Here is a 22,449-nt window from a genome sequence, read left to right as displayed (position 1 = left end):
AAAATAGACTAAATAGTTCTCCTGTTCATGATCCATTCAGGAACAACCATTTTGATATTCCCCTTTAGTATACCAGCCAGTTCATATATTTCACTTAGCATTCTTTCATACATAGTAGAGTGCTTCACGAAATTTTCTAATCTTTCCTCCAAACGAGTCTTTTCTCCTTCTGATTTTGTTACATAATACTGCTCAATAATTTCAAAATAATGAACCGGTAAGAGCAACCTTGAGAATAACATCCGTGCAGAAAATGTTGATAAAGGGGTGATTGATTGATATTGGCGCAAAAATGACTCGACACCCTGATGGTATGTATTTGGCTGTTTAAAATAATAAGCGCGTATCCACTCCGCAATATCCCTCGCACTATGGTCAAAAACCCATTCACTAAATAATTTGCCATTTGAGCCGGGTCCCCAGGTTTCTGAAGTAAAGCGATCATAACAAACGGTCCCAGCATCAACCATCTCCGGGTTTTCATCTATTTCAGTATCAACTAAATATTGGATTGCGTTTTCCGAAAGGCCTGCGTAATAAGGATAGCTGTCAATAAACAGTTTTTCAAAATCGTTTTGTGGCTTTGCTGCCAATTTATCTCTCCAAACTCGTTCAAGCTGATCGACCCGCTGCTCCCACATTTCCTTCCATTTTCCGATTCTGCTGCAAAAAACGATTCGTTGCGGAATAGACCTGCCACGATAATGAAATATTGCCAGCTCTCTGCCCACTTCATATGATTGAGGAATTTCCATTTCATTTATACAAACCACATAATCGTTACTTTCCAGTTTTGTTAATAGCTTTTGTTCATTGTTTAACAGGGGAAGCCATACTCCCTTCTCCCCTTTGTTATGCATATGGTACGCCAAACTGCTTCGTTCCTGGAGCTCTTGCTCTTCCATGTTTATGGCAAAGCTCATGAATACTCTGCCTCCACCGTTATATATGTTTATTGCCCCACTGCTTATTTCTTGATCAACTGTAATTCCATATTGTTCGTGTAATAATTGTTTGTTCATCACAATATTGTTCATCACCTCTAATTCCTTGCTTACTATGATAAGTATATGGGCAAGATAACTGTTATATGTGGTTAACATCAAGATTTATTCTTACTATATGCATGGGAGTTGGTGTCTTCGTATGAAAGGGAAACCTGTAGATATGACTGAACAAACAGCAAGAAAATGGTTGCATGATCGAGGGGTGACAGTTACAGATATTGGTGAATTAGTTTTATACCTTCAGCATCAATATCATGAAAATCTGCTATTGGATGAGTGTATTAAAAATGTGGAGCGCGTACTCTCAAAACGCGAAGTCCAAAATGCCATTTTAACTGGCATACAACTAGATATGCTTTCCGAAAAAGGGATGCTTGAAGAACCTTTACAATCCATAATCCGGACTGATGAAGGATTATATGGGGTTGATGAGATTTTAGCATTTAGCATCGTGAATGTATATGGTTCTATTGGTTTTACCAATTATGGATATATTGATAAAAAGAAACCAGGCATACTGGCAAAATTGAATGATAAATCCTCCGGTGAATGCCATACCTTCCTGGATGATATTGTTGGGGCGATTGCTGCTGCCGCTTCCAGCCGTTTAGCTCACCGAGTAGAGAATGTAGAATAAATATAAAATCCTGAATTTATACTTTGAGTTTTTCTTTTATAAGGTAATTAAACCGAGTCGGTTAATTTCCTAACAGTCTAACAAGTAAGAACGAAAGAGCATACCTGCCCTTTCGTTCTACTGTTTAGATATTTATATGAATTATGTGTAATACACATCTTTGTGAATTCATTTAATCGCTTTGGTAATCATAAGTGAACTAACTCAAATTCCACATTGTCAAACTCCATTTCAGCTGCAAGCTCTATTGTATAATAAACAAAGGCAAGAGCAATCAGGGCTGCCAATATGAGCTGCTGATCAATAAGGGTAATTGCAAAAATGATATCGAGTAAGATTAGTATTGAAAATCTTAGAATCATCGTCTATCCCCCCTTTTTCTTCTATTATCATTATTCCCGTTATCAAACACTGTACCTATAGGTATCTTGACAATTGTATGGCTTTTCTAAATATTAATCTTTATTATTTAAATCCTGAATAAGTTTGTGAAATATTGAACTTTCTATAGAAATCCTTAAACTAGTATGCTAGAATACTAGTGGTTGAGTTAAATTACTTTTTTGTAGTTTAAATGTATGGCTAATTTATTTGAAGGTTGATGCCTTCGTCTTTAATTATGAAAGCCTAAACATAAATAAAGGAAAAAACGTACATACTACATGATGATAGAAATTTTTCTCAAATATTTAGTAAGGGAGTATTACATAGGATGACTAAAGTGGATTTAAAAGCAAAACCATACCATTTATCTGATGAAGATATTAAATGGGTAACAGACACAATTAATTCTATGACAATTGAAGAAAAGATTGGCCAATTATTCGTTAATATGGGAGCTAGCCGTACTGAAGAATATTTAACAGGTATGCTAAACAACTACCATATCGGTGCTGTACGTTACAATCCTGGTAAAGCTGAAGAAGTTTACGATCAAAATAAAATTCTTCAAGAAAACAGCAAAATTCCATTGCTAATTGCTGCAAACACAGAAGCAGGCGGTAATGGAGCTTGTACAGACGGTACTGAAGTTGGTCTTGAAGTTAAAATCGGTGCAACAAAAGATGCGAAATGGGCATATGAAATGGGCCGAGTTTCTGGTGTAGAAGCGTCTGCAATCGGATGTAACTGGAGCTTTGCGCCAATCGTAGATATTCACATGAACTGGCGTAACCCAATCATCTCTAGCCGTACTTTTGGTTCTGACCCTGATCAAGTTTTAGAAATGAGCTTGGCTTACATGAAAGGTATCCAGGAAAGCGGAATTGCACCTGCTGCTAAACACTTCCCTGGTGACGGCGTAGATGAGCGTGACCAGCATTTATCCTTCGCGCCTAACAGCCTATCTTGTGATGAGTGGGATGAAACTTTCGGAAAAGTTTACAAAGGCTTAATCGATGCTGGCCTACCTTCTATCATGGCTGGTCACATCCATATGCCTGCTTATTCCAAGCACTTCAACCCTAGCCTTACAGATGAAGATTTGCTGCCAGCAACTCTTTCTAAAGAGCTAATCACAGATTTATTACGTGGTAAATTAGAATTCAATGGCGTTGTTGTTACAGATGCGAGCCACATGGTTGCGATGACTTCTGCAATGAAACGCAGCGAAATGCTACCTACTGCTATTGCTGCTGGTTGTGACTTATTCTTATTCTTCAACGATCCAGATGAAGATTTCGGCTACATGATGGACGGATACAAAAACGGTATTATTACAGAAGAGCGTTTAGAAGCAGCTCTTACTCGTATCCTTGGTCTTAAAGCATCTTTAGGTCTTCACAAAAAAGCAAAAACGGAAATCATGATGCCGAAAGAAGAAGCGCTTAAACAAATCGGTCTTCCTGAAAACGTTAAGCTATTTAAAGAAGTTACTGATCGTGCAATCACATTGGTAAAAGACAAACAAGATATTTGGCCTGTTACTCCTGAAAAATACAAACGAGTATTACTAGTTAATGTTAAAACTGCTGAAGGTGCATTCAGTAAATTAATTAGCGGTAACAAACCTAAGCCAATTGATCTTCTGAAAGCAGAGCTTGAAGCGCAAGGCTTTGAAGTGGAAATTCACGAATCTCCAATGGATAAAATCGCGGACCTGCCACCAGAAGAACAAATGAAGAGCATCATGAACGCATATGCAGCAAAACGCCCTATTAAAGAATTAACAGATAAATATGATTTAATCATTAATATCGCTAATATCAAAATGGGTGAAGTTGTTCAACGTATGACATGGAATGCGTTAAAAGGAACACCTGATATTCCGTTCTATGTACACGAAGTACCAACAATCTTTGTTTCTGTAAACTACCCATTCCACTTAGCGGATGTTCCACAAGTGAAAACATACATCAACACGTATGACGGTAATAAAGAAACAATTGAAGTACTAGTAGAAAAAATGATGGGTAAATCACCATTCAAGGGTGACAGCCCAGTTGATGCATACTGCGGATTAAAAGACACATACATTTAATCTGTCAAAAGCAAAAAAAGGATTAAACCTTCCTCGGTTTAATCCTTTTTCTCTTTTAAGTAGGAAGCGATTGCCCTGCCTGCTACCCTGCCTGTAAATAAACAGCCTCCAAGAAATGTCCCCTCTAGCGAACGATATCCGTGAACTCCTCCCCCTCCAAATCCAGAAACCTCACCAGCTGCATAAAAGCCAGGTATTGCCTCACCCTTAGAATTGAGGACTCGTGCTGATAAATCTGTTTGTAGCCCGCCTAGAGTTTTGCGACTTACAATGTTTAAACGAACAGCAATCAATGGTCCATTTTGAGGATCAAGTATTTTATGCGGTTTGGCGACTCGGATTAATTTGTCACCTATGTAATTTCTCGCTCCCCTTAATGCCGTAATTTGCAAATCCTTTGTGAATGTATGATCCATTTCACGATCTCTCGCTTTTATTTGTCTTTCAATTTCTTCGTAATTTAATAGATTATCTTTTGTTAATTCATTCATTCCTTTAACCAGTTCCACTAAGTTATCTGCAATGACAAAATCCTCGCCATGATCCATAAATGCCTTTACCGGACCAGGAGGACCAGGGAGTACTCTGCTTAAGACCTTGCGGATACTTTTATTCGTTAAATCCGGATTTTGCTCAGAACCGGATAGCGCAAATTCTTTCTCAATCATTTTTTGTGTCAAAATAAACCATGAGTAATCAAATCCTGTTTTTTGGATAGCCTCCAGGGTGCCAAGTGTATCATACCCAGGAAAGTTGGGGGCCGGGAAGCGCTGGCCTGTTGCATTCAGCCAAATAGAGGACGGACCTGGCAAAATTCTAATTCCATGGTTTTCCCATACCGAGTTCCAGTTTTTGATTCCCTCTGTGTAATGCCACATACGATCTCGATTTACAATACGCCCACCTGCCTCTTCTGATATCCCCAGCATTCTGCCATCCACATGTGCCGGGACCCCTGAAATCATGTTCTTTGGAGGCGGCCCCAGTCTTTCTGGCCAATTTGTGCGAATTAAATCATGGTTGGCTCCGATACCCCCGCTCGAAACAAGAACTGCTTTACCAGAAAACTCAAAATGAGTAATAACGTCCCTGTTACTTTTCTCACCTCTTAAAGCCGAACTGGCTGCCAATATGGAACCCTTCACCCCCTGAATTATCCCATTACTGCTCATCAGTTCATCTACACGGTGACGAGGACGATAATCAACTAATCCATTTTTAATATGCTCTCTTACCCTTTTTTCAAAAGGCGATACAATACCTGGACCTGTTCCCCAAACAATATGAAATCTTGGTACTGAGTTACCATGTCCTTCAGCCAAATAACCTCCTCTTTCAGCCCAACCAACTACAGGAAAAAAACGAACTCCTTGTTTATGAAGCCAAGCACGTTTTTCTCCAGCAGCAAAGTCAATATACGCTTCTGCCCATTTTTTGCCCCAATAATCCTCCTCATCTCGATCAAACCCTGCAGTACCCATCCAATCCTGCCAAGCCAATTCCTTAGAATCTTTAATACCCATACGACGTTGTTCAGGGGAATCCACTAAAAATAAACCACCGAATGACCACCAAGCTTGTCCGCCTAATGAAGCTTCAGGTTCTTGATCTAGCAATAATACCTTTTTCCCTGCATCTGCAATTTCTGCTGTAGCCACCAAACCGGCCAAACCAGCCCCAATAACGATCGCATCGAACTCCAATGCATTTCCCCCTTTTTGATAAACGTTTATACTCTTATATTAATCTATAGTTCCATAATTTAGGTATGTATACTGATATAAAAAGAAGAATTTACTTTGCTTAAAATTATGAGCCTAAATCAACAGTTTTATATTCCTCCCTTTTTATAAATAAAAAACCAGCCTAGTACCAGACTGGTTCAATAATCATCTTCCTCATCATCCTCTTCCTCATAATCGGAGAAATAATCCACGAATTCATATTTTACTTCATCATCTGTTCGTTCCACTTCTGTAGCTTGATATTCCCCCATGTTCTCTTCCACTATTGCTATATACATCACTCTGCGTCCAGCCTCATATTCATCATTGACTTCCATGAATCCGCTCACGACATAATAATCTTCATCCTTGTTGTACTCAACTTTGCTCTTTCCAATAAATTCAAAAGTTTCATCCTTTGATGAAGCATCTTCCACTTTATTCTTGGCAACCCTAGCTATTTTGTTTTCCGCGTCTGAGTAATATTTATAACCTGCAAAGGCCGCTATCCCTAATATCAATACTGCAGCTGCTATGATAACCATCACTTTATATTTCTTAGCCATCCTCTTCCTCCCCCTTTATGTGTTATAGTAGTATTCTTCCACACCGTCGTTTCTCCTGATAGTTGCCGACATAGTACCAATTTACTTCATTCTTATAAAATTAGTATTCATCCCCCTGCCGTTCATACGATTATATGGCTCTCAACAAGATTTTATTTCGCTTATTATTGAATTGTCCCAAGAGTTTCAGATTTTATGAAAAATAAGAGGACAACCACCTCTATTTCCAATAGACCCGATTATGTATTCTATGGTGTATTTATGAGGAAATTAGTTAATTTGGAATTGGAATTTTCCTCTGGGTTGCAGAAGAAATTAAAATACGTCAGTGTATACTTCCGCAAATCGAAGCGAAAGTCGATAAGTTCGATAAGTAAGTGGACTAAACTATTTATGAGGCGAAAATGGGAAGACAGCAGATGCGAGTGCATTGGCTCAAGGATTCATCATCCCTAGTATGTTAACTTACATTTATTTATGAGCCTACTATTGGAGTAAGTTATTGAGGGTATCAGAAGAATTAGTAAAGAGGAAGGAGCTCTAAAATAAATAGACTTTAGAACTCCCTTTTTAGTTATTTATTCATAAATTGGCACTCTATCCAGGCAAAATTAATTATTAATGTATTTTTCAAAAACTGCACCAAAATCTTTCATATGATATTCATTATAGGAGGATTTTAACCATTCAAATGTAAATTCAGTTATCCCTTTATATGTGCCTGTTAATGATGCTTCCTCAGATCTTGAGTGTTGGAGTGTTTGAACCGCTCGATCGAGTCCTTCTTTGGCATAATTCATTTGAATGGAGTTTTCATACGTGATTTCCTCAATTCGCAGTAATGCTTTATACAAATCCTTTAATTGTTCAATTTGATTTTTCTTGACGTCAATATCAAAATGAACATTTCCTACATCAAACTTTATTTCTGTATCCAAATCTAATCGCCCTGCAGTTTCAAGCATGACATTTGAAATCTTATACTGAGAATATGGGTATCGTTTTAATAAACGTTTAGATGAGACAGCATTTTCGCCATCTACATGAATTAATGCTAGATTTGTAAAGCAATATTCGTCTGCCTTCGTTTTGATAATGAAATAAATCTTCTCATTATCCTCGTGCATAACATAGTCGTCTGCATCCGTTTTGTCATAATCTTCCGGCGGAATAATAACACCTACGTCAGACAAACCCAATGCATCAGAAGCCATTTTCTTTAACATGTATATCACCCCATTGTAGTTTATACTTTTACTATATCAGAAAAGTGATTAGTATAAAATTCATTTAATGCTCAAGAAAACACATGGATGGTCCATGTGTTTTATGTCATTATTCATCATATTTTTTTGTTATTTTTGCTATTTCTTCACCAAGCTTCTTATAACTTTTTACTTCGTCATGAGGATGCTGTGAATTTTTTCTTTGCTTCCAGTGTCTTTCTTCTTCTTTTTTTGAATGTGACATATATATACCTCCAAATTAAAATAGGACTCATTGCAAAAGATTGAAGCATATCGCCCTATTTTCCTTTATTTTATATTTTCTTTGCCTTTTTAGATTTATTCTTATAAGCTTGATTTGCGCTGGCGCTTCCTAATTCCTTTGAGAATTCAGCATCCGTTTTACTAGAATCAAACCCCTGTTTACTTTTTTGAGCTGCATCATGCTTTCTTTTCGGCATACGATCCCTCCTTCTCTCATTTAGTATTAGAAAGTAAAGAGTAAATATGCACTGTCAGCTATGAATTATTGTTTTATCTTCTTTCAAGGACGACTACTCCTTTTTCTTTTCCAATGTTATTTGAATTAGCTGATCGTGGATAAAAGAAAAAGCAAAGAATGCTGATAAAGCTATGCATTCTTTGCTTGATTGATCTAAATATTGAGACCGCCCTTGACTGTGCGATTATCTTACTTGTTATTGAATAGATAACTGTTGTTTTGCATTCGTCAGTTTACTCATTAAAACATAGGTAAAAAACGATAAAACAATCGGCAGTACGACCGTATGCATCCCGAAAGGATTTGGATAAAATCGATCTATAATCATAAAGCTGCCCATTCCTACAATCATGGATGAAACCGCGCCGTATTTATTCCCGCCAGACCAATATAATCCCATAATAACTGGCCATATAAACACCGACTCCAAGCCTCCAAATGCAAACAAGTTTAACCATACAATTAAATCAGGTGGACTTAACGCAAACAATACAACAGCGATTCCAATTGCTGCTGTAATCCAAAAGCTGATTCTTTTAATCTGCTTCTCGGTAGCATCCTTTTTTATGTAATTGATATATACATCCTTTACTATAGTTGCGCTTACTAATATTAAAAGAGAATCAACTGTGGACATGATAGCAGCCATGGGAGCGGCTAAGACAATACCCGCAATAAATGGTGGCAAGACCTCCATAGTTAATGCAGGCATGACCATATCACCAATTTCTATCCCAGGTATCAATGGACGCGCGAAAACTCCGATTAAATGCATTCCCAGCATCACAGCACCTACCACAATTGTTCCTGTGATAATCGCGATGTGCATTCCCTTCGAATTTTTATAGGACATCGCTCGCATGCTGATTTGCGGTAAACCCACGACGCCCACACCAACTAAAATCCAAAAAGATGAGACATACAAAGGCGTTAAATCTCGTTCTGCACCAAAAGGAGTAATTAGGTTGGGATTTTCAGCCATTAAGTCTGACATAATGTTCGATATTCCTCCGCCAGCAATAATGGTGGCGATTAAAAGGATGACGGTTCCGGCTAACATGACTACTCCTTGGACGGTATCTGTTAAAGCGACTGCTCTAAATCCACCAATAATAACATACATTAAAACTGAAACGGCGAATATGAAAAGTGCTGTCTTATATGGAAGCCCTGTTAAGGATTCAATCAATCGAGCTCCTCCAACCCATTGGGCAGTCATCGACGCAAAAAGGAATATAATGATACTGATGGCGGAAATAATGACGACCGTATCACTTTTATATCTGCCTTTTAGAAAATCAATAATCGTGATTGCTTTATACTTACGAGCCATAATCGCAAATTTTTTCCCTAAAACCATTAATACAAAATACCCGGTTGCCAGTTGAGCCATAGATAGTAAAACCCAACCGAGCCCACGTGTATAGGCAACACCCGGCCCGCCAATAAAGCTTGAAGCACTTCCGTATGTTGCCATCATAGTCATTGCCAGCACAAAACCGCCTAATTGTCTCCCGCCAAGAAAATATTCCTGCAGGAAGGAATCAGAGGATTTTAATTTTCCATTTGCCCAGAATCCTATATAAAAAATAATAACTAAAAAGATCAATAAAGGAACAATGACCTCCCACTTCATGATTGCTCCTCCTCTTCGTCATCCACATCAAAAGATACTTCTTCAAATAAAAATTTGACAATAAGAGTAACAAGGACCACCATAACAAGAAAGCCGACTACACAGCTTAGAAAAAACCAAGCTGGCAATCCTAAAATGTATATATATTCCTTCGGATTACCTGATCCTAACCCATACGCAAATCCAAACCACCAGATAAAATTTATAATGACAAGTACGACACCTATGATTGCTTCCCTATGGGCTACTTTAAAACGTCTATCTTTCATATCTTCCTCCTTGCAATAGCACCATTAGTTTGCCCGCCATTATTTTTTGTATAATACGTAAACAAACAACATTACCATTTAACCAAGCTATACTCTTAAAATGAAGGTATAAAATTTGGTAAAATAATTTATAATGGATAGCTTAATAAAATAATTGTATAACGCAAAGAAGCCTCAAAATCAGATTTTGAGGAGACACATTATATAATTTCACCATTTACTTGTCTTTATTAAAATAAAGCTCACAATTAGGGTAAGGACAAGAGCACCTGTGAATGCTGGAAATAGATAAAACCCTCCAGTTTCAGGACCCATTTCACCGAGAATCCCTGTACCAATCCACGCACCAATTATGCCACCCAGAAAATTCCCTACCATCCCATTGTGAACGTTTTCATGAATGAGTAATCCTGCAATCCAACCAATAAAGCCACCAACAAACAGGATGCCAATAAAGGACATTTTTCAGCTCCCTCCTTCATGGACAGTATATGCTGGTAAGGTCTAAATGGCTTTATTTAGCAGGAAAGATGGCTACTTTTTCTACTCGATATAAATACGTCGAAGGGAAAAGCATTTCTCATGAGTCATGTCTCCCTACAAAAAAAAACTCCAACCCATTGTTGGGTGGAGTTTACAATATTCCTATACTAGTTCAATGACCATACCCGGCTTCACATGATCCAAAATCAGCAACTCACTTTCTGTCACCCTTCCAACGACATTGACCCGTTCATCAGCAGGCAAATCTGTCAGCGTAATCTGCATTTCCCCGCGATAGCGTCCATAAAGGTCATTATCTATGGTTATGCTCCCTTTCGGACGGGGATTATTTTGCAGAGGCGGTACAGATTCCGCAACCCTTGTGTCCATGAAACGAAGAACGTCCCTGGAAGCATCCGGGCGCAAATGGTATTCACCATAATTTTCGAATCCTTGCTCTGTCTGGATGCTAATCTTTCCGTTTTCAAAGTCGTCCATCCTTTTGAGTAAGTCTTCTCCAGGCTCCGGATCACCAACAAATACTTCCGTTCCATCTTTATATAGTTCAAGCGCGGCAACAAAAGGGGATATATATCGATGCTTCTCCAGAGTCGGCAGGCCTTCAAATAAAGGGCCGCGTTTCTCGCCTCCTCCCGGTACAAAAGCAAAGATCGGAATGTCATATCGCTTGTACAATGCATTTTGCTCCCGGAAAAACGATTCACTTAGTCCTGTTTCCCTCCGCGGATAAAAGTTATGCCAACCGATTATCTGTTCAGTTTTGAGTCCGTTATTCAGCAGCAGCTGTATATCACGTTCAAACAGTATACTTGAATTAACCGCAATATTAAATTCCCTAGCCAGACTAGCAATAAAACCATGGTCAAAGAAATCGTCCAGTCTTAGCCCGGTGATACCCAATTCCTTCAATTGATACAAACTGTCGATTCCCAAATGGCCCGGGGTTTTTAATGAAACATCCGCATATACATCGATTCCCTGTCCTTTAGCCAGATGTAGCAGCTTTTTGGCACGTACTGCCAGCTCGCCTGCTTCCTCCGGGATATGAAGCGAGGTAAATCCCCGCTTCACTCCCATTTGGCCTGCTTGGATAATACGTTCCTCAGCCAGCGGATCATTCAAATAAAAGGAAATCCCGATCAATCAAATTCACCAGCCATTTCATCTTTAAACCCAAACAGGTAAGTAAAGATGAAGCCAGCAACATAAGCAATTAATACCCCGACTAAGTAAAGCAGTACCTCACCGTTATTCACAAGGAATGCAAGCGGCAAACCGGATACCCCAATTGCTGTCGTTGCGATATTGAAATGTGCTTGGAAGGCTGCACCAACGCCTGCCCCCAAACATGCGGTCAAGAACGGACGGCCGAGCGGCAATGTAACTCCGAAGATCAATGGCTCGCCGATTCCAAGAATACCAGCAGGAAGTCCCCCGCCAATCGCTCTTTTCAAGCGTGTTTTCTTTGTTTTCATATAGATAGCGAACGCAGCGCCAACCTGACCTGCGCCACCCATTGCAAGAATAGGTAATAATGGGTCGTCACCGATTGTATTGAGTAATTCCAAATGGATAGGTGTGAGACCTTGATGCAGGCCTGTCACGACCAACGGCAAGAATGTCGCTCCAAGAACAAATCCTGCAATGGCTCCTCCAAAATCAAGCACTGCGGTCAATCCATCTGTAATCACATCAGAGACAAATCCCCCGACAGGCATAAATACCAGATACGTCATAATACCTGTAAGCAAAAGGGCAATAGTCGGTGTCACGATAATATCAAGCGACGCTGGAACAAACTTACGGACATTCTTCTCAATAAAAGCCATAAATATCGCAGCAAACATGACCCCGATTAAACCACCGCGTCCAGGCAGTAATTCTTCCCCGAACAAGACAATCTGGGCAGCAGCAGGGTTAATAATCAATATAGCGGCTAACCCGCCAAGTGCAGGGGACCCACCGAACTCTTTCGCTGTATTGATCCCTACAAAGATTCCTAAATAGGTGAATAAACCTCCACCGATAACTGTTAAAATAATTGCAAGTTGTGATTCAGCCGATAACCATCCTGCTTGAATGACAGCCTTAGAAATACCATTGACCAAACCGGAAGCAACTAACGCAGGAATCAAAGGAATAAATATACTGGCAATTTTCCTCAAAAAGAGCTTAAACGGCGTGCTGTTTTTCTTTTTAAGTTCACCTTTCAGGCTGGAAGCCCGCTCATTAAGATTGATGTCTCCTGATTCCTTGACCAGCTTCTCGAATTCGTCCGTGACCTTATTGACATGTCCAGGACCCAGAATGATTTGCAGCGTTTCTTCTTCAACAAAGCCGAGAACTCCATCGATTTTTTTTATGGCTTCTTTGTTAACGAGTGATTCATCATAAGGTGTGACTCTAAGACGTGTCATACAGTTCGTAAAGGCTTTAATATTCTTCGCCCCGCCCAACTGCTCCAAGATTTTTTTAGCCAGAGTTTTGTAATCTTGACCAGCCATTTTCTTTCCCCCCAAAAACTGATTATTTGTATGTTTTGCCTTTCATAAATCTTATAGCCTCTCTCGTCTTATCGATGGCTCTGACCGTTTCTTCATATTGCTCTGTCGCCATGCTCAAAAACAAAATATCAATCATGAACAGCTGAGCTAACCTTGAAGAAGTGGCCGCACTCCGGAACGGAGCTTCCTTCGAATAGGATGTATATAAATTAATATCGGCTAATGCTGCAACCGATGAGGGCCCATATTTAGTCAAACTGATTGTTTGGATACCTTGTTCCTTTGCGAGTCTTGTAACTTCGATGACCTCGATTGTTTCACCAGAAAACGAAATGGTGAATACCACGTCATCCGGCTCGGCGTTAGCAATCAATGTTGCTACAAGATGCGCATCCGAAAATGCTGTTGCGCTTTTATTGATCCGAAGCAGTTTTTGCTGCGCATCCACGGCGATGATTGATGATGCCCCGATTCCAAAGAAATGGACATTTTTCGCTTTCAACAGCACATCGACCGCTTTTTTTAGTTCTTCGTAGTTGATTACTTCAGAGGAATCACGCAAACTTTGTATACTATTATTCAAAGTCTTTTGGACGATCATCTCGGCGGTTTCATCCCGTTCAATGTCTCTGTATCCCGGTTCCTCCGGTCTGCCGAGATCACCTGCAATACGGACCTTCAAATCCTGGAAGCCATTCAGCCCCAGTGACTTGCATAGCCTGATGACCGCTGCCCCGCTTGAACTCGTCTTTTCTGCCAATTCATTGACTTTACAATTGACAACCTCATACGGATTTTCCAGTATATATTCAGCAATTTTCCGTTCAGATGCAGGCAACTGTTCTACCCTGTTTACTACCATTTTCAATACTCCGGAAACCACTTATCATCACCTACTTGTGTTTAAATCAATCTGAGAGCTCGGCTTCAATGGCTTTTCGGACATACCCTCCAGATTGCTCCAGAATCAGAGCCGCTTCTTCTTTCTTAATATCCTTTTTAAGCATGACTAAGGCGACCTTTACTTGATGATCAGCATCCTCTAATGTTTGTCTCGCTGTTTCATAGCTTACTCCTGTGATTTTGCTAATAATGCCGATAGCTCTTTCTTTGAGCTTCTCGTTGCTGACATGGACATCAATCATTAAGTTTTCATACGCTTTGCCGAGCAAAACCATTGAAGAGGTTGAAATCATGTTTAGAATCATTTTGTGAGCGGTTGCAGATTTCAGTCTAGTAGATCCCGTAAGCACTTCCGGACCTACGACCACCTCGATGGCATGATCTGCTTCTTCACTGATTCTAGCCTGTTTATTACACGACAGTGCCACTGTTTTGGCTCCTACCGACCGTGCGTAACGAAGTGCACCAATAACATATGGTGTCCGGCCGCTTGCAGCAATACCGATAACCGTATCATTCTCAGTAAGGGTGATGTCTTTTAAATCCTTCTCGCCATCCTCCGGCCTATCCTCCGCTCCTTCAACCGCCTTTATGAATGCGCTTTCTCCGCCGGCGATAATACCCAGTACCATCTCTGGCTTGGTACTGAATGTTGGCGGGCATTCAACAGCATCGAGTACACCAAGCCTTCCGCTAGTCCCGGCTCCCATATAGATAAGGCGCCCTCCATTTTGGAAAGATGAAACAGCAAAGTGAACAGCTATTTCAACATCTGGTAAAACCTCTTGAACTGCAGCGGCTACTTTTTGGTCTTCCTCATTCATAATTCGCAGAATTTCCATCGGACTGGAAGTGTCTATCTGCATACTTCGATCATTGCGTGATTCCGTGGTTAATAGATTAAGATTTTCTTTCATTAGTAAGACCTCCAGGTAGCTCCTTTTACGATTACCATTTACTAGTAACTCAACACTTCCAATATACTCCAACTGAAATTGATATTCAATAATTTTATTGAATATTTAAAATTTTATTTCATTCTAATCCAAAAAAAGAAGCATATTCTCATATGCAGAACTACATAGGATATGCTAAAAAAACCTTTTTACATTATATATTTTTTGATTGCATGCGCTACTCCCATTCGGTCATTAGGCTCGGTCACAGCATCAGCTGCTTCCTTAACTTCCTCCGGCGCATTTCCCATAGCTATGCCAAGTCCCGCTGAAAGCAGCATTTGTCTATCGTTAAAGTTGTCACCGATCGCAGCCACCTCAGACATATCCAAGCCAAGCCTTTTTGCCAAATATTCCAAAGCAGAAGCCTTAGTAGTCTTTGGTGGAGTAATTTCAAGGCTTGTGAAACCGAAGCTGCTGCTCACTTCAAAATGATTTTCCATGTTGAATAGCCGATCCATAAATCCTTCATAGTCTCCTTGTTCCTTCCGAAAAGCAGCCAGCTTTTGAATGGCAGGTTCGTTTTCTTTCACATATTCATCGAAAGAATGAAACAGCCTGATTTCGCACTGAGCCCGGAATCGTTCACATCCTCCCATTTCTACACCGGTTCCTTGTAAAGGCAGGATATTATTCTCAATCCATTTTTCATTCCACTTATTTTTCTCTGGAACTAGTAAACAGTCACCCTCATACAAATGCCCATATACCCCATAGCTTTGGCACGCATCTATAAAGGCCAACAGACTTTCTTTTTTAAAGGTAGATTGCTGAATAATCTTCCCGTCCCGCCCTTGTATAACAGCTCCGTTGTAGGCAATGATTGGATCGGATAAACGGATAGCCTCCGCAATCCACCTAGTCGCCAAAGGCGTTCTTCCGCTGCAGATGATTACCTTTCCTCCCCTTGATTTAAAATCATGCAGGGCCTCTATCGTTTCTTTGTCAATATCCATCTCCGCATTCAACAAAGTTCCATCTAAATCAACAGCCAATAATTTATACTCCATCTAGTATCCCTCCCAGGTCCCTATATACATGCACATTATCATATTTTACCGGCAACCACACAAAAGATTCACATTTCCAATCCCTCATAATAGGAGAATAACACCTGTGTACCTATTTATTATTCGTTAAACTAGATAGCAATGTATATCGTACCTCTTAGATAGCGGGATTACCGATTATAAATCTGGCTAATTACAGAGGATAATTTTCACCTTGTTGCAAAGGAACTGGCTTGGCAAAAATACAAACCGAAAATCAAGCATGCTGAAAAGCTAAATGAAGAACTGTGAACAAGAAAAGACAATGTTAATCTATCTTACAAAGGAGTATTTTAGGAGATTTTCTAACACCTCTAAAACAGAGAGATTCTCTTATAGAGAAGATAGAAGAAATACCATCTACACATCAAATAGTTTATCCCGATCATTCTTCCATTCTGGGATAGACTCCCCTTCCTCCATATAAATTTAGAATGTTTAAATTACTCTTAAAAAACAAAATACTACGCTTGACTTCAAGTCTACTTGAAGGCTACGCTGAGTAAAGTAAGAGTATTTAATATAGGAGGGAAAACATGTATCAGGCATCAAGACAACGTTATAAATCTATGACATATTTCCACTGTGGTGACAGTGGACTTCAATTACCAGCTATTTCATTAGGATTCTGGCACAATTTCGGCGATATAGCTTCATATGAAAATATGAAACAACTCTGTTTTACCGCTTTTGATAATGGAATTACTCACTTTGATTTAGCAAATAACTATGGACCAGAACCTGGGAGTGCTGAAAAAAATCTAGGACTTATTATGAAAGAAAACTTTGCAGCATATCGTGATGAACTTATCATCAGTACTAAAGCAGGATATGATATGTGGGATGGTCCATATGGAAACTGGGGAAGCCGAAAATATCTTATTGCAAGCCTCGACCAAAGCTTAAAGAGAATGGGATTAGAATATGTTGATATTTTTTACCATCATCGAATGGATCCCCACACACCATTGGAAGAAACGATGAATGCGCTAGCCCAAATCGTTAGAAGTGGCAAGGCATTATATGTAGGTCTCTCAAACTACGATGGAAAAACGTTAGAAAAGGCGACTGAAATTTTACAAGAATTACATTGCCCATTTATTATAAATCAGAATAGGTATTCAATTTTTGATCGAACAATTGAACAAAATGATTTGAAAGATACATCTAAAAAGTTAAAAAAAGGTATTATTGCGTTTAGTCCTTTGGAACAGGGAATGTTAACCAATCGATATTTACATGGAATTCCGGACGACAGTAGAATAAAGACGGATGGACGATTTTTAAATGCTTCTGCCTTATCCGAAGACCGATTAACTCAAATTAAAAAACTCAATGAGATAGCTGAGGAGCGAGGGCAGACACTTGCAGAGATGGCGATAAGCTGGATTTTGCGAGATGGAATTGTGACCAGTGTTCTCATAGGAGCTTCCAAACCTAGCCAGATTCTTGATAACATTGGAGCTTTAAAAAATATCACATTCACAGAAGAAGAGTTACAGCAGATTGATAACATTTCTTTAGCATAACTGAACAAACCAGTTTAGTTTCTGAATTCAATTCGGAATAAACTTATTGAATAATCAATGGCCAACCAATATTACGGGATCATGTTCTTTCGTGATTCTACTAAATGCCGAACAATTTTTGCTCTCTAAATACCTGCCATCGTAAGGGGGCTTGGGGCTTATTTATTCGCCCCAGCCTTCAACCCTTCTACCATGTATTTTTGGAACGCCATAAAGAGAATCGTGATAGGCAGTGCAACAAGCACTGCTCCAGCCGCGAATGTCGTAAATTCGGTGTTTCCTCGTCCCGTCACCATCTCAAACAACCCAATCGCTAAGGTTTTATTTTCATTGGATCGTAAAACCAGTCGAGCAAAGATAAAGTCCATCCACGGACCGATGAAGTTCGAAACCGCTACGAAGACGAGAATTGGAACGCTCAATGGCATCATCACTTTAAAGAAAATAGTGAAATGACCTGCTCCGTCAATTTTCGCAGCTTCCTCCAAACTGCGAGGCATGGAATCGAAGTATCCTTTCACAAGCCAGGCGTTAAACGGAATGGATCCGCCTGCATAAACCAATATGAGTCCCCAGTGATTGTCCAATAATCCCATTTGTAAAAGCAGGATATAGATAGCAATCATCCCCATAAATCCGGGAAACATTTGCAGAATCAACATAGCCATCATTCCTTCTTTCCGGCCTGGAAAGCGGAATCGACTAAACGCATAGGCAGCTGTGACCACTAAAAAGGTCGAAATGACCATGTTCCATAGTGCTATTTTTAAGGTGTTTTTATACCATGTCACATACTCGGTTTTCTGAATCAAATAGACAAAATGATCTAAGGATAAACGGATTCCTTTTACGGACTGGGCAATTTGAGCGAAATCAAAACTCCGAACCCCTTCCCAAAAGAGACCCCATTCCATCCCAGGAAGAAGCTGTGCACTGAATAGGGAATCCCCAGGATTCAAACTTCCCATGAGAATCCATACAACCGGATAAAGCACGAAGATGGCCACCACGAGAAGCAGAAAATGTTTCCACACGAATGAAATTCGTTCACGTGTTTTTTGTTTCATGACATCATGTCCTCCTCGTTGAATGCTTTCGTTCGTCTGAAGTTCCAAACCGAAATGATGGCAATAACAATGAAGATCAGGATGCTCACAACGCTTGCCATATTAAATTGGCTTTGGTCGAGGGTCAGTTTGTAAATCCAGCTGATTAAAATATCTGTGGAGCCTGCATAACTGTAATCCACATTCACAGGTCCTCCATTCGTCATGAGATAAATCAGGTTAAAGTTATTAAAATTCCCAGCAAACTGCATGATAAGTAAGGGGGCGGTAGAGAACATGACAATCGGCATGGTGATTTTCCAGAACTGTTGCTTCCCGTTTGCCCCATCCACCTGCGCCGCCTCATATAATTCACGATCTATGCTCGTCATGACGCCGCTCATCAAGACCATCCAGAACGGAAATCCAAACCAGACATTCACCATGACAAGCGCGAATTTCGCCCACATCGGGTCGCTAAGCCATGGGATACTGGATAGTCCAATGACTTCTAAATATTGGTTAATAGGTCCAAATTCCCCGTTGAATAGGTTTCTCATGATCAAAATGCTGACGAACGAAGGAATCGCCCATGGCAAGATATAAATGCTTCTCCAAAATTTCCGGAATTTGATTCCCTTTGAATTCAAGAGAACCGCAAATAAGATTCCGGCAAAGAACGTGGTAACCGTGGCTGAAATTGCCCAAAGAATCGTCCATCCGAAGACGCCGATGAACGTTCGGTTCCAGGTTTTCAAGTTAAATAAGTCCACAAAGGTTTGAAATCCCACCCAGTCCACTAGAGAAGCAGGCGGCAAGTGGTTCGGTCCTGAATAGTTTGTGAAAGCGATCGCAATTCCAAAAATCAGAGGCAAGATGGTTAAAAAGGCCGTGAATACAATGGATGGTGTGAGCAAAAAGTAAGGAAATCCTTTATCTATTAAGACACGGAGGGTTTCTTTGAATGAGTTTGGTTTTCCCCCTTGATCTCGCCATTGTCCGACTTTCCAAGCATCCTTCACATTCAAATAATACATCCATACAAAGAACAATCCGCAAATTAAAAAGATGATTCCTTCGATTAACAAGAAGATGCTGTGATCCCCTTGCTGAATTTCAAATCCCACACGGGTCTGCACCGTTTCCCCTAATGTGGCCAACCCCCACATAGCATTTCGAAACGGTAATGTCCAAAACACTACAAGGTATAGCTCCATACAGATAAATAAGATCCCTTTGATGTACTGTCGATTGTACAATTGCCCAAGTCCCATAAGCAGCAAAGAAAAGATCAAGCTTTTCTTGGCATGTGTTTTCATTTGTTTTTAACCTCCTTTTCACTTCTTAGAAAAAAGAACCAATATCTCACTAGCTGGATATCGGCTCTTTTGATAGATGAACTCTTTATTTTTTATTCTGAGTGGCCACTGCATCTTCAATTTGTTCTTTGGCTGCGTCAAACGTTTTTTTCGAGTCGGTTCCATCATTCCAGATGGATGTGTAAGCCGTTTCCATTGGTCCCCATACAGCTTGCATTTCAGGGATATTTGGCATCGGCACAGCATTTTTCGCCTGTTCCAAGAAAGCCATGGACACTTCATCTTTTTTGATGGTTTCGTTTTCAAGGAGCGAAGTCGCTGGTGGCAATTGGCCTGTCATTTCGTATCTTTTTAAGAGCATTTCTTCACTGGAAGCCATTTGAGCTAAAAGAGTTGCTGCTTTGGGATATTTGGAATAACTGTTTACATAGTACGCTTTGATGCCTGAATAGGATTTTGGCGTTTCGCCGTTATCCAATATTGGAAGTGGAGCGATTCCAAAGTTCACACCAGCATCTTGATGGTTTTTAACATCCCATGGACCTGAAATTCGGTAGGCTAATTTACTTTCATTGAAGAAAGAGGAAATCACATCACCTGTAATGTCTTCTTTTTTCATCGGTAACAATTCTTTGTTGATTTTTTTCATAAATTCCGCCGATTTGATGGCTCCTTCATTGTTAACACCAAGATCCGTTGGATCGGTGTCTTCTTTTCCAAATACATAACCGCCATAACCAGATAGAAAAGCATGTGTGTAATAAAAGTTACCTGGTTCCATCATAAAACCATATTTCTGATTTTTTCCTTTGCTAGTTGCTTGGAATTCTTTAGCTGTTTTGAACAAGTCATCCCATGTTTTTGGTGCCTCTTTTACGATGTCTTTATTGTAGTACAAGGCATATGTTTCAATGGAGATGGGATAGCCGAACATTTTCTTTTTTCCATCTTTATCCACAAAACTTGTCCCGTTTACCGCTGCTTCCAAGAACATGTCTTGATAGTCATCGGCATAATAGTTGTCATATACCAAACCTGCTTTCACCAATTTTCCTAAATGATCATGGGCGGAGTTGAAAACATCGGCACCTAAGCCAGCTGGCCCATCTGTTTCCAATTTTCCTGCTGCGTCTGTGTGTCCCACTTCTTGTACTTCAACAGGCACATTGTATTTTTTCGTGAATTGCTCTGCGACATAGGTCGCCCAGGCGCCCTCGTCCGCTCCGTTGTCCCAAATAATCAGGGTTGCTCCATCTTCAGGTTTGAGTGTTTCTTTTGTGGTTTCCTTGGGTTTTGTTTCAGTGGTTGCTTTTTTCGTCTCATCTTCCGAACATCCCGCCAATATTCCTGCCAATAGGGTGGCGGATGCCAATATACCAACTATTCTTTTCTTGATCATGTGAAACCTCCTATGTGGGAATTTTTGTACCAAGTATAAAATTAATGAAACAGAAGCTGTAAGTGCTTTTGCGATACACACTTTTTTTTACTTTCGTTTCTGATAGACCATTTCCTCATACGAACAAAAGTTAATCCAGCGGCACCTTTAGAAAACGCTTTCAAAAATAACCATTAACGGGTACATTCAGTTCTTCCTGTATCACAATGGTACATTCTTGGAGAGCCAATTAGACCAGACTCGCCACCTGCTCGTCCCCGAAGGTTCGGCATAGGTATAAATTCACAGTTGTGGTACGTGGTGGATATGTCATAGTTCTAAACACAAATAAGAGGTTGGTTTTTCGGAGTTGAATCATCTGTTTGTAGTACGTGAAAATACTTTGCGTATCCTTTTTCTGATTGAACACATTAGCATGAGAGTAGTTGGGATTGATGTCAAACTAAGCAGATTTATTCGTTGTAATTCCCGCTTGATGAGTATCATCCCATTGTACTAATGTTCGAGAATTGTCTCTTCCATTTTTCCAATGATCTGCATGATCTCCTCGTATAAATCGCCCTTGCCATATTTCAATATTGTGTAAATTTTTCATGCCCACACCGTTGTACTGCTCAATGGTCGCGAAGTGGATATTTGTCATGCTGATTTCCTGCCCGTCATAAATAAACGTGGTTCCAAAAACAAGGTGCTGAGTGCTTGGGCACTTTCTCTGCGCCATGACTCGTCATTTACCCAGGTGCTGAAGCTTCTCGGCTGGTCATGATTTTCCGAAAGCAAAGCATTCGACCCGGGATCCTACAGTCCCTTTTACCATTTGCAGAGTCTGCTTCAAAGGCATATTCAGTCCTCCCCCCATCCCCTCGATTCCATAACCCCAGGCGTTCGAGCAGAAAAATGATATTGAAATATCCTCTTTTTCTCCTACCCATTTGTCTACTTCCGCCAAACACCCCCATTGTCTTCCCCCAACCGTCATGATGGCAAAGCGGGCAAACGTCTCTTCCCGTAATACCCAAGAAACCCCGCTCCCATTCATTATATGAAGGAAACATGGATATCAGAAAACTATTTTTTTAACAATTTTTCATTTTACCATATCGTATATCCATAGTTTAAGAATGTTGAGAATTCACAACGTTTTTTGACGAAATTTTCATCGCTTGAGTATCAGGAACTTTATTTATGCAGTTA

At 40.0% G+C, this 22,449-nt stretch carries 23 protein-coding genes; 3 read left to right on the top strand and 20 right to left on the bottom strand.

The annotated features are described in order from the left end of the window. Nucleotides 1-8 precede the first annotated feature (8 nt). A complete protein-coding gene (yutH, locus tag FHY47_RS04110; protein ID WP_187393426.1) occupies nucleotides 9-1,037 on the bottom strand; it encodes a spore coat putative kinase YutH in 1,029 nt (342 codons plus the stop codon). Between the two features lie 109 nt (nucleotides 1,038-1,146). Between yutH and FHY47_RS04105 the strand changes: the two genes are divergently transcribed. Then, nucleotides 1,147-1,644: a phosphatidylglycerophosphatase A family protein gene (locus FHY47_RS04105; protein WP_181161997.1), complete on the top strand. Its 498-nt coding sequence runs from the start codon at nucleotides 1,147-1,149 to the stop codon at nucleotides 1,642-1,644. Nucleotides 1,645-1,832: 188 nt separating this feature from the next. On the opposite strand, the gene FHY47_RS18825 is transcribed toward FHY47_RS04105, so the two are convergent. After that, nucleotides 1,833-2,006, bottom strand: a complete 174-nt coding sequence (locus FHY47_RS18825; RefSeq protein ID WP_180349962.1) for a hypothetical protein — start codon at nucleotides 2,004-2,006, stop codon at nucleotides 1,833-1,835. 350 nt (nucleotides 2,007-2,356) lie between these two features. Here FHY47_RS18825 and FHY47_RS04100 point away from each other — a divergent pair, with 350 nt between their 5' ends. Beyond that, nucleotides 2,357-4,123 (top strand): glycoside hydrolase family 3 protein, encoded by a 1,767-nt coding sequence (locus tag FHY47_RS04100; protein WP_066103876.1) that lies wholly within the window; start codon nucleotides 2,357-2,359, stop codon nucleotides 4,121-4,123. A gap of 38 nt (nucleotides 4,124-4,161) precedes the next feature. On the opposite strand, the gene FHY47_RS04095 is transcribed toward FHY47_RS04100, so the two are convergent. The 13 genes from FHY47_RS04095 to FHY47_RS04045 all read right to left on the bottom strand — a co-directional run bounded on the left by FHY47_RS04095 (nucleotide 4,162) and on the right by FHY47_RS04045 (nucleotide 15,923). Continuing rightward, nucleotides 4,162-5,826, bottom strand: coding sequence for an FAD-binding dehydrogenase (locus FHY47_RS04095; protein WP_139891959.1), 1,665 nt, complete (start codon nucleotides 5,824-5,826; stop codon nucleotides 4,162-4,164). A gap of 179 nt (nucleotides 5,827-6,005) precedes the next feature. After that, entirely contained in the window at nucleotides 6,006-6,413 is a 408-nt protein-coding gene (locus FHY47_RS04090; RefSeq protein WP_140461440.1) for a hypothetical protein, read from the bottom strand. A gap of 611 nt (nucleotides 6,414-7,024) precedes the next feature. Beyond that, the gene (locus FHY47_RS04085; protein WP_066103882.1) at nucleotides 7,025-7,639 is read right to left on the bottom strand and encodes a PH domain-containing protein; all 615 of its coding nucleotides are present in this window, start codon (nucleotides 7,637-7,639) and stop codon (nucleotides 7,025-7,027) included. Nucleotides 7,640-7,748: 109 nt separating this feature from the next. Then, on the bottom strand, nucleotides 7,749-7,883 hold the full coding sequence (locus FHY47_RS19075) for a DUF6254 family protein (RefSeq protein ID WP_219847586.1): 135 nt from the start codon (nucleotides 7,881-7,883) through the stop codon (nucleotides 7,749-7,751). Nucleotides 7,884-7,953: 70 nt separating this feature from the next. Next, nucleotides 7,954-8,100, bottom strand: coding sequence for a hypothetical protein (locus FHY47_RS18820; protein WP_175354260.1), 147 nt, complete (start codon nucleotides 8,098-8,100; stop codon nucleotides 7,954-7,956). 237 nt (nucleotides 8,101-8,337) lie between these two features. Next, the gene (gene panF, locus FHY47_RS04080) at nucleotides 8,338-9,777 is read right to left on the bottom strand and encodes a sodium/pantothenate symporter (protein ID WP_140461439.1); all 1,440 of its coding nucleotides are present in this window, start codon (nucleotides 9,775-9,777) and stop codon (nucleotides 8,338-8,340) included. After that, nucleotides 9,774-10,046, bottom strand: a complete 273-nt coding sequence (locus FHY47_RS04075; RefSeq protein ID WP_148629699.1) for a YhdT family protein — start codon at nucleotides 10,044-10,046, stop codon at nucleotides 9,774-9,776. Before FHY47_RS04075 ends, panF begins: the two co-directional genes overlap by 4 nt. 210 nt (nucleotides 10,047-10,256) lie before the next feature. Beyond that, on the bottom strand, nucleotides 10,257-10,508 hold the full coding sequence (locus FHY47_RS04070; protein ID WP_140461438.1) for a GlsB/YeaQ/YmgE family stress response membrane protein: 252 nt from the start codon (nucleotides 10,506-10,508) through the stop codon (nucleotides 10,257-10,259). A gap of 183 nt (nucleotides 10,509-10,691) precedes the next feature. Further along, the gene (locus tag FHY47_RS04065; RefSeq protein ID WP_148629698.1) at nucleotides 10,692-11,693 is read right to left on the bottom strand and encodes a MupG family TIM beta-alpha barrel fold protein; all 1,002 of its coding nucleotides are present in this window, start codon (nucleotides 11,691-11,693) and stop codon (nucleotides 10,692-10,694) included. After that, nucleotides 11,690-13,054: a PTS transporter subunit EIIC gene (locus FHY47_RS04060; RefSeq protein ID WP_066103894.1), complete on the bottom strand. Its 1,365-nt coding sequence runs from the start codon at nucleotides 13,052-13,054 to the stop codon at nucleotides 11,690-11,692. Before FHY47_RS04060 ends, FHY47_RS04065 begins: the two co-directional genes overlap by 4 nt. Before the next feature lie 22 nt (nucleotides 13,055-13,076). Next, on the bottom strand, nucleotides 13,077-13,937 hold the full coding sequence (locus tag FHY47_RS04055; RefSeq protein ID WP_148629697.1) for a MurR/RpiR family transcriptional regulator: 861 nt from the start codon (nucleotides 13,935-13,937) through the stop codon (nucleotides 13,077-13,079). A 25-nt stretch (nucleotides 13,938-13,962) separates the two neighbouring features. Next, on the bottom strand, nucleotides 13,963-14,874 hold the full coding sequence (gene murQ / locus FHY47_RS04050; protein ID WP_066103898.1) for an N-acetylmuramic acid 6-phosphate etherase: 912 nt from the start codon (nucleotides 14,872-14,874) through the stop codon (nucleotides 13,963-13,965). 188 nt (nucleotides 14,875-15,062) lie between these two features. Beyond that, nucleotides 15,063-15,923 carry an HAD family hydrolase gene (locus FHY47_RS04045; RefSeq protein WP_148629696.1) on the bottom strand — a complete coding sequence of 287 codons (861 nt, stop codon included), beginning with the start codon at nucleotides 15,921-15,923 and terminating at the stop codon, nucleotides 15,063-15,065. Between the two features lie 575 nt (nucleotides 15,924-16,498). On the opposite strand from FHY47_RS04045, the gene FHY47_RS04040 reads away from it, so the two are divergent. Continuing rightward, nucleotides 16,499-17,491, top strand: coding sequence for an aldo/keto reductase (locus tag FHY47_RS04040; RefSeq protein WP_066103902.1), 993 nt, complete (start codon nucleotides 16,499-16,501; stop codon nucleotides 17,489-17,491). 158 nt (nucleotides 17,492-17,649) lie between these two features. Here the strand turns inward: FHY47_RS04040 and FHY47_RS04035 are convergent, their stop codons facing one another. From FHY47_RS04035 to FHY47_RS04015, 5 genes are all read right to left on the bottom strand, one after another. Further along, nucleotides 17,650-18,558, bottom strand: a complete 909-nt coding sequence (locus tag FHY47_RS04035; RefSeq protein WP_148629695.1) for a sugar ABC transporter permease — start codon at nucleotides 18,556-18,558, stop codon at nucleotides 17,650-17,652. After that, nucleotides 18,555-19,856, bottom strand: coding sequence for a carbohydrate ABC transporter permease (locus tag FHY47_RS04030; protein WP_148629694.1), 1,302 nt, complete (start codon nucleotides 19,854-19,856; stop codon nucleotides 18,555-18,557). The genes FHY47_RS04035 and FHY47_RS04030 overlap by 4 nt, the downstream gene beginning before the upstream one ends. An 85-nt stretch (nucleotides 19,857-19,941) precedes the next feature. Next, nucleotides 19,942-21,255 (bottom strand): sugar ABC transporter substrate-binding protein, encoded by a 1,314-nt coding sequence (locus FHY47_RS04025; RefSeq protein ID WP_148629693.1) that lies wholly within the window; start codon nucleotides 21,253-21,255, stop codon nucleotides 19,942-19,944. 442 nt (nucleotides 21,256-21,697) lie between these two features. Then, a complete protein-coding gene (locus FHY47_RS04020) occupies nucleotides 21,698-21,976 on the bottom strand; it encodes an alpha-amylase family glycosyl hydrolase (RefSeq protein ID WP_148629692.1) in 279 nt (92 codons plus the stop codon). Between the two features lie 39 nt (nucleotides 21,977-22,015). Continuing rightward, nucleotides 22,016-22,294, bottom strand: coding sequence for a hypothetical protein (locus tag FHY47_RS04015; RefSeq protein WP_139063816.1), 279 nt, complete (start codon nucleotides 22,292-22,294; stop codon nucleotides 22,016-22,018). Nucleotides 22,295-22,449 lie beyond the last annotated feature (155 nt).

The organism is Bacillus sp. E214 (genome assembly GCF_008087365.1).
Taxonomy (GTDB): Bacteria; Bacillota; Bacilli; order Bacillales; family Pradoshiaceae; genus Pradoshia.
The sequence above is the reverse complement of the archived record's forward strand: the minus strand, read 5'-3'. Positions and strand labels throughout refer to the sequence as shown.

Bases quoted from the DNA above. Each gene is read 5' to 3' on its own strand.
- FHY47_RS04075 (WP_148629699.1), bottom strand. From the start codon at position 10,046: ATGAAAGATAGACGTTTTAAAGTAGCCCATAGGGAAGCAATCATAGGT.
- FHY47_RS04015 (WP_139063816.1), bottom strand. From the start codon at position 22,294: ATGAATGGGAGCGGGGTTTCTTGGGTATTACGGGAAGAGACGTTTGCC.
- FHY47_RS04090 (WP_140461440.1), bottom strand. From the start codon at position 6,413: ATGGCTAAGAAATATAAAGTGATGGTTATCATAGCAGCTGCAGTATTG.
- murQ (WP_066103898.1), bottom strand. From the start codon at position 14,874: ATGAAAGAAAATCTTAATCTATTAACCACGGAATCACGCAATGATCGA.
- yutH (WP_187393426.1), bottom strand. From the start codon at position 1,037: ATGAACAATATTGTGATGAACAAACAATTATTACACGAACAATATGGA.
- FHY47_RS04060 (WP_066103894.1), bottom strand. From the start codon at position 13,054: ATGGCTGGTCAAGATTACAAAACTCTGGCTAAAAAAATCTTGGAGCAG.
- FHY47_RS04070 (WP_140461438.1), bottom strand. From the start codon at position 10,508: ATGTCCTTTATTGGCATCCTGTTTGTTGGTGGCTTTATTGGTTGGATT.
- FHY47_RS19075 (WP_219847586.1), bottom strand. From the start codon at position 7,883: ATGTCACATTCAAAAAAAGAAGAAGAAAGACACTGGAAGCAAAGAAAA.
- FHY47_RS04030 (WP_148629694.1), bottom strand. From the start codon at position 19,856: ATGAAAACACATGCCAAGAAAAGCTTGATCTTTTCTTTGCTGCTTATG.
- FHY47_RS18820 (WP_175354260.1), bottom strand. From the start codon at position 8,100: ATGCCGAAAAGAAAGCATGATGCAGCTCAAAAAAGTAAACAGGGGTTT.
- FHY47_RS04045 (WP_148629696.1), bottom strand. From the start codon at position 15,923: ATGGAGTATAAATTATTGGCTGTTGATTTAGATGGAACTTTGTTGAAT.
- panF (WP_140461439.1), bottom strand. From the start codon at position 9,777: ATGAAGTGGGAGGTCATTGTTCCTTTATTGATCTTTTTAGTTATTATT.
- FHY47_RS04040 (WP_066103902.1), top strand. From the start codon at position 16,499: ATGTATCAGGCATCAAGACAACGTTATAAATCTATGACATATTTCCAC.
- FHY47_RS04105 (WP_181161997.1), top strand. From the start codon at position 1,147: ATGAAAGGGAAACCTGTAGATATGACTGAACAAACAGCAAGAAAATGG.
- FHY47_RS04020 (WP_148629692.1), bottom strand. From the start codon at position 21,976: ATGGCGCAGAGAAAGTGCCCAAGCACTCAGCACCTTGTTTTTGGAACC.
- FHY47_RS18825 (WP_180349962.1), bottom strand. From the start codon at position 2,006: ATGATTCTAAGATTTTCAATACTAATCTTACTCGATATCATTTTTGCA.
- FHY47_RS04035 (WP_148629695.1), bottom strand. From the start codon at position 18,558: ATGAAACAAAAAACACGTGAACGAATTTCATTCGTGTGGAAACATTTT.
- FHY47_RS04085 (WP_066103882.1), bottom strand. From the start codon at position 7,639: ATGTTAAAGAAAATGGCTTCTGATGCATTGGGTTTGTCTGACGTAGGT.
- FHY47_RS04100 (WP_066103876.1), top strand. From the start codon at position 2,357: ATGACTAAAGTGGATTTAAAAGCAAAACCATACCATTTATCTGATGAA.
- FHY47_RS04025 (WP_148629693.1), bottom strand. From the start codon at position 21,255: ATGATCAAGAAAAGAATAGTTGGTATATTGGCATCCGCCACCCTATTG.